This window comes from Collinsella aerofaciens, from assembly GCF_039758965.1.
Lineage (GTDB): Bacteria > Actinomycetota > Coriobacteriia > Coriobacteriales > Coriobacteriaceae > Collinsella > Collinsella aerofaciens_BR.
Genome location: NZ_JBDMSL010000004.1, coordinates 37,735 through 54,121, shown reverse-complemented (window position 1 = coordinate 54,121; position 16,387 = coordinate 37,735). Strand labels below are relative to the sequence as shown.

At 62.8% G+C, this 16,387-nt stretch carries 11 protein-coding genes; 3 read left to right on the top strand and 8 right to left on the bottom strand.

The features are described from left to right. Positions 1–30: 30 nt before the first annotated feature. A complete protein-coding gene (rlmKL, locus tag ABHU32_RS02060; RefSeq protein ID WP_346978724.1) occupies positions 31–2,568 on the bottom strand; it encodes a bifunctional 23S rRNA (guanine(2069)-N(7))-methyltransferase RlmK/23S rRNA (guanine(2445)-N(2))-methyltransferase RlmL in 2,538 nt (845 codons plus the stop codon). Positions 2,569–2,643: 75 nt separating this feature from the next. On the opposite strand from rlmKL, the gene ABHU32_RS02055 reads away from it, so the two are divergent. Next, positions 2,644–3,474 (top strand): HAD hydrolase family protein, encoded by an 831-nt coding sequence (locus ABHU32_RS02055; protein ID WP_346978722.1) that lies wholly within the window; start codon positions 2,644–2,646, stop codon positions 3,472–3,474. A gap of 190 nt (positions 3,475–3,664) precedes the next feature. Next, positions 3,665–4,369, top strand: coding sequence for a transaldolase (locus ABHU32_RS02050; protein ID WP_346978720.1), 705 nt, complete (start codon positions 3,665–3,667; stop codon positions 4,367–4,369). Between the two features lie 381 nt (positions 4,370–4,750). Here the strand turns inward: ABHU32_RS02050 and ABHU32_RS02045 are convergent, their stop codons facing one another. The 4 genes from ABHU32_RS02045 to ABHU32_RS02030 all read right to left on the bottom strand — a co-directional run bounded on the left by ABHU32_RS02045 (position 4,751) and on the right by ABHU32_RS02030 (position 10,659). Further along, on the bottom strand, positions 4,751–6,898 hold the full coding sequence (locus ABHU32_RS02045) for a Tex family protein (protein WP_346978719.1): 2,148 nt from the start codon (positions 6,896–6,898) through the stop codon (positions 4,751–4,753). Positions 6,899–7,325: 427 nt separating this feature from the next. Beyond that, on the bottom strand, positions 7,326–8,366 hold the full coding sequence (locus ABHU32_RS02040; RefSeq protein WP_117655361.1) for a Gfo/Idh/MocA family oxidoreductase: 1,041 nt from the start codon (positions 8,364–8,366) through the stop codon (positions 7,326–7,328). A gap of 69 nt (positions 8,367–8,435) precedes the next feature. Continuing rightward, the gene (locus ABHU32_RS02035; RefSeq protein WP_346978718.1) at positions 8,436–9,692 is read right to left on the bottom strand and encodes an MFS transporter; all 1,257 of its coding nucleotides are present in this window, start codon (positions 9,690–9,692) and stop codon (positions 8,436–8,438) included. A gap of 85 nt (positions 9,693–9,777) precedes the next feature. Continuing rightward, the gene (locus ABHU32_RS02030; RefSeq protein ID WP_117734887.1) at positions 9,778–10,659 is read right to left on the bottom strand and encodes an SDR family NAD(P)-dependent oxidoreductase; all 882 of its coding nucleotides are present in this window, start codon (positions 10,657–10,659) and stop codon (positions 9,778–9,780) included. Positions 10,660–10,892: 233 nt separating this feature from the next. Here ABHU32_RS02030 and ABHU32_RS02025 point away from each other — a divergent pair, with 233 nt between their 5' ends. After that, a complete protein-coding gene (locus ABHU32_RS02025) occupies positions 10,893–11,771 on the top strand; it encodes a LysR family transcriptional regulator (RefSeq protein WP_233539656.1) in 879 nt (292 codons plus the stop codon). Between the two features lie 305 nt (positions 11,772–12,076). On the opposite strand, the gene ABHU32_RS02020 is transcribed toward ABHU32_RS02025, so the two are convergent. The 3 genes from ABHU32_RS02020 to ABHU32_RS02010 are packed head-to-tail and all read right to left on the bottom strand — an operon-like array spanning position 12,077 to position 16,329. Next, on the bottom strand, positions 12,077–13,996 hold the full coding sequence (locus ABHU32_RS02020; protein ID WP_346978715.1) for an ABC transporter ATP-binding protein: 1,920 nt from the start codon (positions 13,994–13,996) through the stop codon (positions 12,077–12,079). Then, complete coding sequence (locus ABHU32_RS02015; RefSeq protein WP_346978713.1) at positions 13,989–15,833, bottom strand: ABC transporter ATP-binding protein; 1,845 nt, start codon at positions 15,831–15,833, stop codon at positions 13,989–13,991. The genes ABHU32_RS02020 and ABHU32_RS02015 overlap by 8 nt, the downstream gene beginning before the upstream one ends. Next, positions 15,826–16,329, bottom strand: a complete 504-nt coding sequence (locus tag ABHU32_RS02010; RefSeq protein ID WP_117800283.1) for a MarR family winged helix-turn-helix transcriptional regulator — start codon at positions 16,327–16,329, stop codon at positions 15,826–15,828. The genes ABHU32_RS02015 and ABHU32_RS02010 overlap by 8 nt, the downstream gene beginning before the upstream one ends. Positions 16,330–16,387: the final 58 nt, after the last annotated feature.

Sequence of the window (16,387 nt, the reverse complement as noted above, 5' to 3'; positions counted from 1 at the left end):
AAAACAGTCCGTATTCCACCGCAACTTTGTCTATTTGCCTTTGGGCTTGCTGGCGTAGAACTTCTTCTTTTTGGACTTGCCGGCAGGGGAGGGTTTGCCGGCAGAGTTGGACCTGCCGTTGCCGGCCTGCGCGTGCGTGGGCACTGCCGCGCGAGGCTTGCGGACCTCGGGGTTGCGCAGCTCCTCGACACGCTCGGCAATCTCCTCGGCGCTAAAGCCGACCTCGGCCATGGCGTCCTCGATGGGCAGGCGGCGCACGATATAGCAGTGGTGCACCTTCTGGTTGCGCGCGAAGTCCTCGGGAATGGTCTGCGTCGTAATGTCCTCCAGCACGACGCCCGCGCGCGCGAGCTTGCGCGTCTCGGGGCGGAAGCCGCGCAGGTTGCAGCTAAAGATGGCGTGGCCGCCCTGTGCGAGCAGGCGCGATACGCCGGCCAAAAGCTCAACATGGTCGCGCTGGACATCCCAGGTACGGCGGCCCATCTTTGACGAGTTCGAGAACGTGGGCGGGTCGACAAAGATCAGGTCCCAGCGGTTGCGCGTCTGGCGCTGGTCGCGAATCCAGGCGAGCACGTCGTCGCGCACAAAATGATGCTGCGGACCAACAAAGCCGTTCTGGCGCATATTGCGCTCGGCCCAGTCCAGGTAGGTGTTCGAGAGGTCGACTGTCACGGTTTCCTCGACGCCGCCGTCGGCCGCATAGCAGGTGGCGGTGCCGGTGTAGGCGAACAGGTTGAGGAAGCGGCGCGCCTGTTTGGCGTGCTCGCGCACTAGGTTGCGGGTGACGCGGTGATCCAAGAAGATGCCCACATCCAGGTAGTCGTCAAAGTTGACGGCAAAGGTGAGCCCGCCTTCTTCGATGAGCGGCAGACGACGGCGCGCGATGTTGGCGCGCTCGCCCGATCCGCCCTTGCCGGCGCCCTGCTTGCCGTACTGCGAGCCGCCGCGCGAGCGCATGCGGGCCTTGGCGTGCACATGCTCGGCCGGAACATCAAGGATGCGCGGCGCGATGGCCAAGATGTCGAGCATGCGGGCCTGGGCCAGCGCGGGATCGATGGTCTTGGGCGCGGCGTATTCGGCGATGACGAGCCAGCGGCCCGGCGTCTGCGGGCAGCCCTCGTACAGGTCAATGGCGGCGGAGTAGTCGGGCAGGTCGGCATCGTAGACGCGGTAGCAGCTAACGCCCTCGCGCTTTGCCCACTTTCGACGCAGACGGGCGTTCTTGCGCAGGCGGTTGGCGAACTGCTCGGACTCCGGGATGAGCACGGGCAGCGGCTTGCCGTCGCCCAAGTCGAGCGTGGCGGTAGGTTCGGACATGGGGGTGTCGGCAGCTTCGTCCACGGCGTCCGCGCTGGTCGCAGCCTCAAACACTGCGGCGGCGTGGTCGAGCGAAGGCCAGACTTCGACGGTTGCCTCCTCGTTGTTGGGCATGATGGCGATCGAGCGTTCGGGCTCGGCGTGGAGCGCGCGGGCCAGCAATCCGTCGCGGGTGAGCGCGGCGACCGGTGCCGAAGCGAGCTCGGGCGCGCGGCGCAGCTCGCCGACCAGCGTCATGGCGTCGTGCATGAGTGAAAGCGGTGTCTCGGTGGTGTCTGCGACTACGGCGGCTCCGGCGACGGCGCCAGCATGGTCCAGCACGGTGGCGGACTTGGCGGCGCAAAAGTCGACAAAACGCTTGTAGCCGGCGCACTTGACCATGCGCTCGGCAGTCTTGCGGGCGGCGGGGTCGATGTCTACGGCCACGATGCGCGCCTGGCGCTCGCGCGCTGCCGTCTCGCGCTCGCGCGCCTCGGCAAGCAGCTGCTCCCACAGGGCGGCGTCGTGTAGCTGCCAGCCCTCAAAGCCCCAGCGCTCGCGTGCGGCGCCCGGGGCGCGGTTGGTCAGAATGTTCACGGCCTCCAGCAGCAGACCGCCGCCGGCGCACGAGGCATCGATCAGCGTGGGAAGGGCTTCATTCTCGTAATCGTCAGCCGTTAACTCGCGCTCGCACAGTGCGGTCCAGCCGACCTGTGCCAGCACCAGGGCGGCGTAGTCGGGGCGCAGCACGTGCGTACCCTCGCCGGCGCGGGTCGCTGCGGGCGGCAGACGCTTGAACAGCGGATCGCCCGAAAGGTCCAGGCTGATGCTCGCGCGGCGCTGACGCAGCGAAAGCAGCAGGTGAACATCGGGATCGGTGGCGTTGACATCGGCGCGACGGCCCGTGGTTTCGGCCAAGCGGTCGCACAATGCGTCCTTGGCGCGCAGGGCCGAGAAGCGCGTGTTGCGCAGCTGCTCGGTCACGCCGCGGGCGGTGATGGCGATGGTGGCGCCGGGGCGGATGACGGTCTCCCAGGCGATGTCGTAAACGCTGTCGTACAGTTCATCGGCATCCTGCGCCTCAAAGCGCCCGAGTACCACGAACACGCGGCTCGCCAGGCGCGACCACAGACAGGCGCGGTAGCCTTGCTCGAGCTCGCCCTCAAATGTAGCGCGGCCCTTCAGCCGGCGAACATGCGAAAGCCCGAGGCGTTTAAGCTCATCGGCGAGTGCGGACTCAAAGCCCTCGGGGCAGCTTGCGTAAAATTCCATGGGTGACCTCTCTGGTTGCGTCGCTCCATTATATGATGGATGCTTCGTTTGCCCTTATCCTCGAAAGGAACCCATATGATTGATGCGTGCTCCGAATCCGCTGTGCTCTTTTTTGACGTGGACGGCACGCTGACGTCGTTCGATCCCGACGATATGACCGATAAGGACTTCAATGCGGTCCATCCGTCGAAGGCTGTTGTCGATGCATTTGGTCGCCTGCGCAATGCAGGTCACCAGGCATTTATCTGCACGGGTCGCCCCTTGTGGCTGATTGCCGATGGCTTGCGTGCACTGAACCCGGCGGGTATCGTTGCCATGGCAGGCGCCACGCTCGAGGTCGAGGGCCGCGTGGTGCACGAGGATTGCTTTGACGAGGACGTTATCGCGGAGCTCGCGCGTCGTATTACTGTGGTGGGCGGCGAGGCGTTGTTCGAGACGAACGGTGCCACCTATTCACTTGAGCCAGTTGGTGTCGAACAGTCATTTCTGCTAGGCGCCGGCGTGGTGCACGGCGTTGATCAGATGCGCGTCGATGGCCGCTTGCGTGTAGGCAAGGTGTGCATTAACGCGTGCGACCTGGCTCGCGTAGCTAACGATGATGGCTTTATCGATCGCGAGTTTGAGCTGTGCAACACCGGTGGCCAGAATCGCGAGCTGAGCCCCAAAGGCATCGACAAGGGCTTGGGCGTGGCGCGAGCGCTGGAGTATCTGGGTCGCACCGGCAACGCGCGCACCTTTGGCTTTGGCGATTCGGGTAACGACCTGGGCATGCTCGCTGCGGTCGAGACGGCTGTAGCCATGGGCAACGCCATGCCCGAGGTCAAGGCAGTCGCCGACTACGTGACCGACGATGTCGCACACGATGGCACCGTCACAGCGATGCAACATTTCGGCCTCATCTCATGAATCTCGCCTTCTGACGTTTGCTCAAACTGCGACTCTTTGCTTTTGCATGCTCAATCGATTTATCAATCCAAACACTGAGGCGTTTATACCGTTCGCCGAGAAGATAAAAAACCGCAGCTCACACCTTGATAAACGTAGGTAAAGTGTTTAGCAGTTTAACGCCCATGTGCAAGCGAAAGGAATCAGGCAGATGGCAATCAAGGTGTTCGCTGACGGTGCAAACCTCGAGGGCATGCTCGACATGTACGAGAACGGCAACGTTCAGGGTTTCACGACCAACCCGTCCCTTATGAAGAAGGGCGGCGTGACGGATTACCGCGCGTTTGCCAAAGAGGTCCTGACCCATATCACCGATGTGTCCGTTTCGTTTGAGGTCTTTGCCGACGACGTCGAGACCATGGGGGTCGAGGCCCGCGAGATCGCTACCTGGGCCGAGAACGTCTACGTTAAGATCCCGTGCGTGACCACCAAGGGTGAATCCACCGCCGAGCTTGTCCGCAAGCTTTCCGCCGACGGCATCAAGGTCAACGTCACTACCATCTTTACGCCTACGCAGGTCGACGAGATGGTCGAGGCCGTTGACGCCGAGACGCCGTCCATTATTTCGCTCTTTGCCGGTCGCATCGCCGACACCGGCGTCGATCCCATTCCGTTTATGACGGAGTCGGTCAAGAAGGCTGCCGCCAAGCCCAACTGCGAGGTCCTGTGGGCGTCCACACGCGAGCTCATCAACATTTACCAGGCAGAAGCCTGCGGTTGCCAGATTATCACGGTGCCCAACAGCATCCTGGCCAAGCGCAAGAACATCGGCCGCGACCCGTACGAGGTCTCGCTCGACACCGTCCGCGGCTTTGCCAAGGATATCGCCTCGCTCGGCTTCCATATCCTGCCGTAACGCGAACACTGACTACGCCCCGGGCTGTTCGCCCCGGCCTTTCCTTTCCCTATCGCTCACGCGCTTCGCGAGGGTCGCGCTAGGCAAAGGAAAGGCCGGGGCTACCGGCACGAGCTTGCCAGTAGGTTGGTGATAGGCTTCCATATCCTGCCGTGGACAAAGGTACCCCCGCCTGCGCCGTGCAAATTTGAGAGTATTCAGCAAGGTAAAGGCTTTTACCAGCTGGTTGAAGCACGGAACAGCCCCCGTTTTGGCTCTGATGACGCTAAAACGGGGGCTGTTTTTGACGTTATTGTCTCTGTGGGGCGTTCGGAACGGCGGAAATTGCAGAATACTCGCGATTTTGCACGCTGCTGCAGGGGGTACCCTTGCTTTGGCGGTTTACTTCCCCTGCACCATGGTGAGGGAGATCTTCTTGCGGTCGCGATCGACCTTTTCGACCCACACCTTGACCGTGTCACCGACGCGCACCACGTCGCTCGGGTGCTTGACGAAGCGGTTGGCGAGCTTGGAGATGTGTACGAGGCCGTCCTGGTGCACGCCCACGTCGACGAACGCGCCAAAGTCCACAACGTTGCGCACCGTGCCCTTGAGTTCCATGCCGGGCTCCAGATCGTCGATGGAAAGCGCCGAGCGGCTAAAGACCACCTCGGGCGCGTCGTCGCGCGGGTCGCGACCGGGCTTCTTGAGCTCGTTGACAATGTCGATGAGCGTCAGGGTGCCGCAGTCCAGGTCGCTTGCCAGCGCCGAGATACTGCCCAGACGGCGCTCGATGTCGGGCACGCCGCCGTGGCTGAGCTCGCTTGCCGCAACGCCGGCACGCTCCAGGACGGCCGTGGCCACCTCGTAGCTTTCGGGGTGGACGCTTGTCGCGTCGAGCGGGTTCTTGCCGCCGCTGATGCGCAGGAAGCCCGCGGCGTTGAGATATGCCTTGGGTCCCAGCTTGGGGACCTTCTTAAGCTGACGGCGATCGGTAAAGGCGCCGTTTTCCTCGCGGAAAGCCACGATATTCTTGGCTACGCTCGGCGTAATGCCCGAAACGTATCCCAACAGGCTCGCGCTCGCGGTGTTCACGTCGACGCCCACGCGGTTGACGACGTCCTCCACCACGTGGCCCAGGGTGCGTGAAAGCTCGGCCTGGTCAAGGTCGTGCTGGTACTGGCCCACGCCGATGGACTGGGGCGGAATCTTGACGAGCTCTGCCAACGGGTCCTGCAGGCGGCGGCCCAGGCTCATGGCGCCACGCACGGTGACGTCCAGGTCGGGATACTCCTGGCTGGCGAGCTCGGAGGCGGAGTACACCGACGCGCCAGCCTCGTTAACGATGGTGTAGCGAAGGTTGGGCGCCTGCTCGGCAATGAACTCCGAGACGACTTCCTCGGTCTCGCGGCTGGCGGTGCCGTTGCCGATGACGATGGTGTTGACGCCGTCCTTTTTGACGAGGCGGGCGAGTTCGCGCTTGGTGCCGGCGACGTCGTGGCGCGGCTTGGTGGGGTAGACCACGCCGTGGTCGAGTAGCTTGCCGGTCTCGTCCATGACGGCGACCTTGCAGCCGGTGCGGTAGCCCGGATCGAGCGCGAGCACACGGGCGCCGCGGACGGGGCGTGCCGAGAGCAGGCCTTCGAGATTCTTGGCAAAGACGTTGATGGCCTCGGTCTGGGCGCGAACGGTGAGTTTGGCGCGGGCCTCGCGCTCCAGCGAGGGGGCCATGAGGCGCTTGTAACCGTCAGCGATGGCGGCATCGAAGATGGGAGCAAACACGCCCTGGCGACGGGGCCAGCGGCTGCCGAGGCGTGCCGTGGCGGCAGCGCCATCGACGTTCACGCGCACGCGGAGCTTGCCCTCGCGCTCACCGCGGTCGATCGCCAGCACGCGGTGGTTGGGTATACGGCGCAGCGGCTCATCATAGCTGTAGTACGGCTCGTAGGGAGTCTTTTCGGCGGGGTCGGTGGCCTCGACGACGATGTCGGCGGTGTTTTGCGTAAAGGCGCGCAGGTCGGCGACGTTCTCGGGATCTTCGGCCACCGTCTCGGCCACGATGTCGGCCGCGCCGGCAAGCGCCTTCTCGGGCGTGTCGAAGCCGGCCTCCTCGTTGATGTATGCCGCGGCGGCGTCGAGCGCGCTGCCTTTGGCCGAGGCCTGCATGATGATCATGTTGGCGAGCGGCTCCAGGCCGGCCTCGCGGGCCTTCTGCGCGCGGGTTATGCGCTTTTTGCGGTAGGGCTTGTAGAGGTCCTCGACACGCTGGAGCTGTGTGGCCTCGCGAATCTGCTGCTCGAGTTCGGGCGTGAGCTTGCCCTGGGCGTCGATGAGCAGGATGACGTCCTCCTTGCGCTGCTCAAGATTGCGCAGGTAGGACAGGCGCTCGTCGAGGGCGCGCAGGGCGACGTCGTCCATGCCGCCCGTTGCTTCCTTGCGGTAGCGCGAGATAAAGGGGATGGTGTTGCCCTCGTCGATGAGCTTGACGGCCGCCTCGACGTTGGCGGCCTTAAGGTTGAGCTCGCGGGCGAGCTGGGCGATAAGATCCATGGGACTCCTTGCGTTTAAGGTGCGTTTGCAGCACAGGGCTACCAAGGATACCACCCGTCACTTCGCCCAAAAAAGACTGTTTTGGTGCGGAGCCACGAAAGCGGCCTATCTACTACGTTTAACCCGTATGGATCGACCATCCCCCGGTTTTCCGAAAATACGCAAGCCGTTTACCTGCGGTTTTTTATTTCGCGAAATTCGGTATGGTTGAGGGTGATCGGTTAAACGTAGTAGATAGGCACATTTCGTGGCGAACGAATCAAGCTAAGGTGCAAAAAGTCCCCCGTCCCAGAAAAATCATTGGCAACGTAGCAAAATGCCCCGCGGGCAGGAGGCTGCTCGCAGGGCAAAGAAGAGGGGTTTATTTGTGGCGGACCGAGGGGCAGGGGCCCGGCATGGGGTTTCTGCCGCGGCCTGTCCTAAGGTGCTACAGCTCGACGAGCTGGCCGGTCTCGGCGGCCTCCTTGATGGCGTTGAGAAGCGTGAGCGTCTTGACGTTGTCGGCGGGGGTTACGACGGGCTCGACCTCGCGGCGGACGACCTTCACAAAGTGCTTGAGCTGCATCTTGTGGGGAAGCGCCGGGTCGACGGCCGGGATCTCCATCTGCAGCGGCTTGTGCCAGTTGGAGGCGCCGTCGTAGGAGAACTGGTGCAGGCGGGGCAGCGACAGAGCGCCCAAGGTACCGCCAATAAAGTAGGCATCGGCGTCGAAGGGGCGGTACTGCGGGTCCTCGCGAGCGGTGGCTTCCCAGTTCCAGGGGCTGGCGGTGGCGTCGGAGATGGTCATGCTCGCAAGCGCGCCATCGGCAAAACGGACGTTGACCACGGCGGAGTCCTCGGTCTCAAAACCGCGGGCGGCGCTGGACTGCATGCCCTGGACGGCGACGGGCTCGCCCAGCAGGTAGCGGAGCAGGTCCACGTCGTGAACCAGGTTGACCAGAATCGGGCCGGCACCCTTCTTGCGGCGCCACTCGACATCGAAGTACTCGTCATTCTTATAGATCATGTAGTGGAAGCTCGACACGGTGAGCTTGCCCAGCTCGCCGGACTCGATGATCTCCTTGGCCTTGTTGACGAAGGGGTTGTGGCGACGGTGCTGACCCACGAGCACGGGCACGCCGGCGGTCTCGGCCTCGGCGGCGAAAGCCTGGGCATCCTCGAGGTCGTTGGAGATCGGCTTTTCGACCAGCGGCACGATGTTGCGCTTCACGGCCTCGCGGGCAACGCCCAGATGCAGGTCGTTGGGGGTGGCGATGATGACGGCCTCGGGCTTGACCTCGTCCATCATCTGGGCGGGATCGGTGTAAAACGGCACGCCGGCGGCCTCGGCCGTGGCACGGGCGCCCTCAAAGGCGTCGGCGATGGCGACGAGCTCGGCCTCGGGCTCCTCGGTGACAAAGCGGATGTGGTTGCGGCCCATGGCGCCGGCGCCGATAACGGCAATGCGGACGGGGTTGAGCTCAGACATTTCGACTCCTTAATACTGGTGACCGGTGGAATGCGACAAAGGGACTGTCCCTTTGTCGCATCGGTAAAACTAGGCGGACTTCTTCTTGCTGTCGGAGACCATCATGTAGACGGTGAGCACGACGGCGATGGCGGCAATCACAATGGCGCCGTAGAAGGACTGCTGGTAGGCGGCGCTGCCGGCCTCGGCGTGATACAGCACGGCGGTGATGGGCTGGCTGATCCAGGTGGAAGCGGCGTAGCCCAAAAACATGATGCCGTAGTTGACGCCGATGTTGCTGGTGCCAAAGGCGCCACCGGTGAGCGGCGGGTAGATGACGAGCAGAGCGCCAAAGCTAAAGCCGAGCAGGGCGAGCGCCACAAAGAACATGCTCTGCGTAAAGCTCATCGACATGATGACGAGCGCGATGATGGTCACGACAAGGCTGATGAGCAGCGACTTATAGGCGCCGAGCTTGTCGATGATCTGGCCAAAGGACAGACGGCCAACCAGGTTGGCGCAGGTGTTGACGGAGACGACCACACCGCCGAGGGCGACGGCCGCGGCGCTCGTGGGGTCGGCGAAGAGCTGGACAGCGGCGATGGAGGCAACCTTGCCCACGAGCAGGGTGCCCGCGGTGGCGGCGAAGGCGAAGGTGGCGATGAGGACCCAGAAGCGCGGGGTTTTGACCATCTCGCCCGGGGTGAGGTCGCCGAAAGTGCCGGCGTGCGCGCCGCCCTTGGGGGCCTCGAAGCCCTCGGGCAGCCAGCCGGCCTCGGGGGCCTTCAGGAACAGGGCGGAGGCGGCGATCGTCACAAAGAAGATGACGCCGAGTGCCTTAAGGGCGCCAAAGATGCCCAGGCTCGGGATGAGCAGCGAGGCGAGCACCGGGGACAGCACGGCGGGGCCGGCGGTCGAAGCGGCCAGGGTGATGCCGGAGGCGAGGCCCTTTTTGTCGATGAACCACTTTTGGCCGGTGGTGAGCGCGGGGTTGTAGCCCAGGCCGTTGCCGATGGCGGCGACGAGCGAGAACCACAGGTAGAACTGCCACGGCTCGGTGACGGTGCCGGACATGAACCAGCCCACGCCGTAGCACACGGCGGCAGCGATCACGACGTTGCGCGGGCCGATCTTATCGGAGATGCGGCCGGCGAAGATGCCCGTCACGGCCATGATGGTCTGAAAGACCGGGAAGGCCCAGGTAAGGGCGCTGGACCACTCGGGGTAGACGGCGAGCAGGTTCTTGGACACGACGGAGTACAGCGCGATGGAGCTGATGAAGAACATGGTGACGCACGCGGCGGAAAGCACGACGGCGCGACCCTTGTTGGAGTTGGTGGAAGCCATGGGACTCTTTCTAATCGATGCGGGGGGAGGGGAGGGGCAAACGCCGCTGAGGTGCTTGCCCCGCGCCCCTTTCTACCGGGTTGGTTTACTGGTCGGTCGGCTTGGCGACGCCGGACTCATCGGACCAAAGCTCGACACCCTTGTTCTTGAGGTAATTGTCGGCAAAGGCGCGGCGGCCGCCGGGCTTGGCGGTGAGGTCGCCCATCATGTTGGAGAAGCCGCCGTCGACCTTGATGGCGTCGCCGGTGGTAAAGTCCGAGCGCTTGGACGCCAGGAACATGACGGCGTTGGCGATATCGCTGACCTCGCCGATGCGGCGCGTGGCGATGAGGCGGCTGCGGCTCTTCTCGACCTCGGGATCGGCGTAAAAGCTTGCCGACATGGGTGTCTTGACAAAGCAGGGCTCGACGCAGTTGGAGCGGACGCCGTAGGGGCCCCACTCGGCGGCGAGCATCTTGGACATCATGTTGACGCCCGCCTTGGTGGAGCTGTACACGCCCGAGAACGTCTCGGGGGAGTGGCTGGCAACGGTCGAGATGTGCACCAGGCGGCCCTGGCCGGCCTTGATCATCTCGCGACCAAAGCGCTGCGAGGTGATGAAGTAGCCGGTGAGGTTGACGTTGAGCACCTGCTCCCAGTCGCTTAGCGGCAGGTCCTCCATGGCGGCGAAGCGCAGGATGCCGGCGGTGTTGACGAGAACGTCGACGCGGCCGAAGTTGGCGATGGTGGCGTCGACGGCAGCCTGAACCTCGGCCTCGTCGGTGGCGTTCATCTTGTAGCCCTCGGCGTGGATACCAAACTCGGCGGCGAGGTCGGCGGCTGCTGCCTTGACCTTCTCCTCGTCTAGGTCGAGCAAGACGACGTTGGCGCCGTTGCGGGCGAACTCGCGGCAAATCTCGACGCCCATACCGCCGAGCGCGCCGGTCACGGCGCAGACATCGCCCTCGAGCTTAAGCCAATTGCTCATAGGAACTTCCCTTCTTGTGCCTCCCGGTGGGTCGCTCCCATTAATCGACCCACGTGGTTTTCGCTGGTTATCGTATGCTTTGCATTTGCGCAGGTGAATTGCATATTTGTTAGAATGGCGTTAACCATAGGTTTACACTGTGCGATGCAGTTTATTCTCAATTGAGCGCATGACCTGCGAAAACAACCTCCTGTGGCACCATGTGGCCACGGGCGCGAAAACGGGAGATTGACGTGTACGATCGACGACTTGAGGCCATATCGGCCGCCGCGGAGCTGGGAAGCTTCTCGCGCGCGGCGGCAAAACTACGTGTGTCGACCCCGGCTCTCGTCAAACAGGTGTCGGGGTTCGAGGCCGAGTTTGGCATCACGTTGTTCGAGCGCTCGCATTCGGGCGTTAAGGTGACGCCGGCGGGTGCGCTGCTGGTAGACGATGCGCGCTCGATCATGCGTCAGTCCGAGGATGCGTTGCGCCGTGCCCGACGCGCAGCGGGCGATGGCGGCGCCGTGCGTCTGGGCGTGTCGATGATGTGCCCGGGGCGCCAAACGCTGTCGATGTGGCCGAGTGTGCACGAGCTGGAGCCGTCGCTGCGCTTTGAGATTGTGCCGGTGAGTGACCTCTACGATGAGCGCGAGACCGTCATGCGCAGTCTTGGTCGCGAAGTGGATGTAGTGCAGTCGAGTTTTTCGACCCCGCGCTGGGGCGACGCCTGCCAAAAGCTCCTTATCGTCAACGTACCGTTTTATATTGATGTGCCGCGCACGAGCCCGCTTGCGCGCAAGACGCGCATCACGGTTGCCGACCTGGAGGGCATGCGCCTGCGCGTGCTCCGTCACGGCAACGACGCTATGGACAGCCTGCGCATCGACCTGTTGGCCGACGGCGGCGTGGACGTGATCGACGTGGATAGCTTCGACTTTGCGCTCTTTAACGAGGCGGAGGAAAAGGGCGATGCGGTGCTCACCTGCGGAGCGTGGTCGGGCGTGCACCCGGCCTTTGTGGGCGTACCGTTTCTATGCGGTCGCGAGGTGCCGGTCTATTTGCACTACCCGCTCGAGCCCACCCTCCAAGTCCAAAAATTCGTCAACGCCATGGCCCAACTCCTCAACTAGCTCATTTGGCGCGGGTAGTCTTTTTGGGACGGGGCTTTTTTAGCTACTTTCGCCGCCCTGCCTGCGCACCCTCAAAGTAGTCAAAAAGCCCCGTCCCAAAAAGACTAACAAAACGAGGCCCTGGCCAAACGGCCAGGGCCTCACTAACCTTTATTCCGTTTTAAACAACGGGCTGATTGCGCGCAGGAGGGTGCCCCGGGGCGGCGGGGTATTTCCTCCGCGCGCAGTTTCGCAGCGAAGCGAGAATGTTTGAGCACGGAGGAATTACCCCGACGCCCCGGGGCACCCTCCGTCAGTAACCGTTCCTACTCCAGCTCAAACGCACCCGTGTACAGCTGGTAGTAGTACCCGCGCTTGGCGATCAGCTCGTCGTGGTTGCCGCGCTCGATGATACGGCCGTGGTCCAGACAGATGATCGCGTCGGAGTTGCGCACGGTGGACAGGCGGTGTGCGATGACAAACGTCGTGCGGCCCTCCATGAGCTTATCCATGCCCGCCTGCACGATGGCCTCGGTGCGGGTGTCGATGGAGCTCGTGGCCTCGTCTAGAATCATCGCCGGCGGATCGGCGACGGCGGCGCGGGCGATCGAGATCAGCTGGCGCTGGCCCTGCGACAGCTGTGCGCCGTTGCCGGTGAGCATCGTGTCGTAGCCGTCGGGCAGGCGGGTGATAAAGTCGTCTGCGCCCGCGAGCTTGGCCGCCGCGATGCACTCCTCGTCGGTCGCATCCAGGTTGCCGTAGCGGATGTTGTCCATCACGGTGCCGGTGAACAGGTTCACGTCCTGCAGCACGACGCCCAGCGAGCGGCGCAGATCGGCCTTGCGGATCTTATTGACGTTGATGCCGTCGTAGCGAATCTTGCCGTCGGCGATGTCATAGAAGCGGTTGATGAGGTTGGTGATGGTCGTCTTACCGGCACCGGTGGCGCCGACAAACGCGACCTTCTGACCCGGCTTGGCAAACACGGACACGCCGTGCAGGACCTCGTGGTCGGGGGTGTAGCCAAAGTCGACGTTGTCCATGACCAAGTCGCCGCGCAGCGGGACGTACTCGATCTCGCCGGTTGCGCGGTGCGGATGTTTCCACGCCCACATGCCGGTGTGGTGGTCAGCCTCCTCGAACTCCCAAGTCTCGGGGTTCACCTGTGCGTTGACGAGCGTCACGTAGCCTTCGTCGGCCTCGGGCTTCTCGTCGATGAGCTCAAAGATGCGGTCGGCGCCGGCGAGGCCCATGACCACGGCGTTGATCTGCTGTGAGATCTGGCCGATCTGTCCGCAGAACTGCTTAGTCATGTTGAGGAACGGCACCACGACGGCGATGGACAGCGCCATGCCCGAGATGCTCAGGTTGGGCACGCCCAGCGCCAGGAAAATGCCGCCCGCCAGTGCGACCAGCACGTAGAGCAGGTTGCCCAGGTTCATAAGGATGGGCATGAGGATGTTGGCGTACATGTTGGCCTTCTGGGAGACCTCGAAGAGCTTTTCGTTGCGCTCGTCAAAATCGGCCTCGGCGGCAGACTCGTGGCAGAACGCCTTGACGACCTTCTGGCCGTTCATGACCTCCTCGATATGGCCCTCGACCACGCCGAGCTCGGTCTGCTGCGCAATGAAGAAGCGCGCGGAGTTGGAGCCGAGCAGCTTGGTCATAAAGGTCATAAAGGCGACGCCGGCGATGATGACCAGGCACATCCACACGCTGTAGTACAGCATGATAAAGAACACCGTGACGATGATGATGATCGTCATGAGCAGGTTGGGCAGCGACTGGCTGATCATCTGACGCAGCGTGTCGATGTCGTTGGTGTAGTGGCTCATGATATCGCCGCGCTGGTGCGTGTCGAAGTAGCGGATCGGCAGGTCCTGCATGCGGTTGAACATCTTCTCGCGCAGCTTCTCCAGCGAGCCCTGCGTGACGATAGCCATGGCGCGGTTCCAGAAGAGCGAGGACAGGACGCCGACGCCGTAGATGCAGGCGAGGGTGGTCACGAGCTGTGCGATCTTGGGCTGCGCGGCTTCCCAATCGCCCGACTGCCACGATTCGCCAATAATTTGCAGGGCGCTCTGCAGGAAGGTCGCGCCGATGGAGTTGATGATGGCGCAGAGCACCACGCCGGCGACGACGAGGGGCAAAAGCACGGGATAGAAGCCAAAGAGCGTCTTGATGAGGCGCGACATGGTGCCGCCCTTGCGGTTGAGCGCGCGCTCGGCGGTCGTTGCCTTACTCATGGGCCTCGCCTCCTTCCTGGGTCTGAGCTTGCGTTGCGGTCATGTCGGTGTTGTCTGCCGCCGTGTTCGCGTCGCCAGAGACGTCGTCGGCGTCTTGCGTACCTTCGGCAGACATCTTGTTTTGCGAGGTAAAGGTCTCGCGGTAGATCTCGCTCGTCTTAAGCAGCTCGTCATGGTTGCCGATCTGCGCGATGCGGCCGCCCTCCATGACGATGATGCGGTCTGCATCCTGTACGGAGCTAATGCGCTGGGCGATGATGAGCTTGGTCGTGTTGGGCAGATAGCTTGCCAACCCTGCGCGAATCTTGGCGTCGGTCTTGGTGTCGACGGCGCTAGTGGAGTCGTCCAGGATCAAGATCTTGGGGCGACGCAGCAGGGCACGCGCAATGCACAGGCGCTGCTTCTGACCGCCCGAGACATTGGAGCCGCCCTGCTCGATCCAGGTGTCGTAACCCTTGGGGAAGCCGTCGACAAACTCATCGGCGCAGGCCAGATGTGCCGCCTCGCGGACTTCCTCGTCGGTGGCGTTCGGGTCGCCCCAGCGCAGGTTCTCGGCGATGGTGCCGCTAAACAGCACGTTTTTCTGTAGCACCATGGCCACTTGGTGACGCAGTGCGTCCAGGTCGTAGTCGCGCACGTCCATGCCGCCCACGCGCACGGTGCCTTCGGTGGCGTCGTACAGGCGGGCGATGAGGTTAACGAGCGTGGACTTGGCCGAGCCGGTGCCGCCGATGATGCCGATGGTCTCGCCGCTCTTAATGTGCAGGTCGATATCGTCGAGCGCCTGGCGCTTCGCATGCGCGGAATACTTAAAGCTCACGTGGTCAAAGTCGATGGAGCCGTCGGCAACCTCGAGCACGGGCTCGGCGGGATCGGCGATCGTGGGCTCGGCGGCCAGCACCTCGGTAATGCGGTGCGCCGATTCGTCGGCCATGGTCACCATGACAAAGATCATCGACAGCTGCATCAGGCTCATGAGGATCTGAAAACCGTAGGTAAAGATCGAGGAGAGCTGGCCCACGTCGAACAGCGTGCCCTGGCTCGTGATGATGAGCTTGGAGCCCAGGTAGATGATGACGACAAACGCGCCGTTGACGCAGATGTTCATCATGGGGTTGTTAAAGGCGAGCAGCTTCTCGGCGCGGGTGAAGTCCATCTGGACGTCGCGTGCGGCGGTCGCGAACTTCTCCTTCTCAAAGTCTTCGCGCACATAGCTCTTGACCACGCGCATGCCGGTGACGTTTTCCTCGACGGACTCGTTAAGGGCGTCGTACTTGTGGAACACGCGCGAGAAGATGGGGCGCACCTTAAAGATGATAAAGAACAGTCCAAAGCCCAGTAGCGGAATGATGGCCAGGTAGACCATGGCGACGCTGCCGCCCATGATAAACGCCATGGTAAAGGCGAAGATCAATACCAGCGGCGCGCGCACGGCGATACGGATAATCATCATAAAGGCCTGCTGCACGTTGTTGATATCGGTGGTCAGGCGCGTGACGAGCGAGGAGCTCGAGAACTCATCGATGTTGGCAAAGCTGAACGTCTGGATCTTGTAGAACAGGTCGTGACGCAGGTTCTTAGCGAAGCCGCAGCTCGCATGGCTGCAGGTGACGCCGGCAGCGGCGCCAAAAGCAAGCGATGTCAGCGCGATGAGCACCAAAAAGCCCGCGGTGGGAAGCATCTCGGCCACGGTGGCGCCGTCTTTGATGGCATCGATCAGGTTGGCGGTGATAAATGGAATCAGCATCTCGCAGAGCACCTCGCCAAGCACGAGCAATGGCGTAGCAACGGTGACTTTCATATAGTCGCGGATGCTTCCCATGAGGGTTTTAATCATCCAGTTCCTCCCAGGTTACACGGATTTTCTCGAGCATTTCGGCGAGCTGCTCGCGCTCGTCGTGGGTGAGGGCACTAAAGGCTTGCTCTCTAAAGCGAATGCGGGCCGCCTGGTCGATGCGGGCGTTTTCCCGGCCGGTTTCGGTCAGGCGAATGGTGAGCTGCCGTCGATCCTTGGGGTTACGGCTGCGCTCGATGAGGCCGTTGAGCTCGAGCTTGGACAGGATCTCGGAAAGCGACCCCGGCTTGAGGTCAAAGTGCATGCCGAGTTCCTGCTGCGACATCTCGCCGCCGGGTTGCTTGGCCAGCAGGCAGATGATGGGCGCCTTGCCGGACACGCCTCCGCCATGAAAATGCATGTAATGGCCGCAAAAGCCCAGGCCGCTCAGGATGCGCTTGGCGAGTTTGTCTTCGGCGCTGACCGCTTCGGGTATGTCTACCGGTTGCGACGGGTCACCGCCGGGCTCATGCGGAAGGACGAGTGGTTCAACACACATATCTAAGCTTCGCTCCTTTCTTTAGTTAGGTAGTTGAATTGTTTTGTGCCTAACCAAT

Excerpts from the sequence above, each read along its gene's own strand:
- ABHU32_RS02020 (WP_346978715.1), bottom strand. The coding sequence starts at position 13,996 with ATGAGTAAGGCAACGACCGCCGAGCGCGCGCTCAACCGCAAGGGCGGC.
- ABHU32_RS02040 (WP_117655361.1), bottom strand. The coding sequence starts at position 8,366 with ATGTCTGAGCTCAACCCCGTCCGCATTGCCGTTATCGGCGCCGGCGCC.
- ABHU32_RS02035 (WP_346978718.1), bottom strand. The coding sequence starts at position 9,692 with ATGGCTTCCACCAACTCCAACAAGGGTCGCGCCGTCGTGCTTTCCGCC.
- ABHU32_RS02055 (WP_346978722.1), top strand. The coding sequence starts at position 2,644 with ATGATTGATGCGTGCTCCGAATCCGCTGTGCTCTTTTTTGACGTGGAC.
- ABHU32_RS02015 (WP_346978713.1), bottom strand. The coding sequence starts at position 15,833 with ATGATTAAAACCCTCATGGGAAGCATCCGCGACTATATGAAAGTCACC.
- ABHU32_RS02030 (WP_117734887.1), bottom strand. The coding sequence starts at position 10,659 with ATGAGCAATTGGCTTAAGCTCGAGGGCGATGTCTGCGCCGTGACCGGC.
- ABHU32_RS02045 (WP_346978719.1), bottom strand. The coding sequence starts at position 6,898 with ATGGATCTTATCGCCCAGCTCGCCCGCGAGCTCAACCTTAAGGCCGCC.
- rlmKL (WP_346978724.1), bottom strand. The coding sequence starts at position 2,568 with ATGGAATTTTACGCAAGCTGCCCCGAGGGCTTTGAGTCCGCACTCGCC.
- ABHU32_RS02010 (WP_117800283.1), bottom strand. The coding sequence starts at position 16,329 with ATGTGTGTTGAACCACTCGTCCTTCCGCATGAGCCCGGCGGTGACCCG.
- ABHU32_RS02050 (WP_346978720.1), top strand. The coding sequence starts at position 3,665 with ATGGCAATCAAGGTGTTCGCTGACGGTGCAAACCTCGAGGGCATGCTC.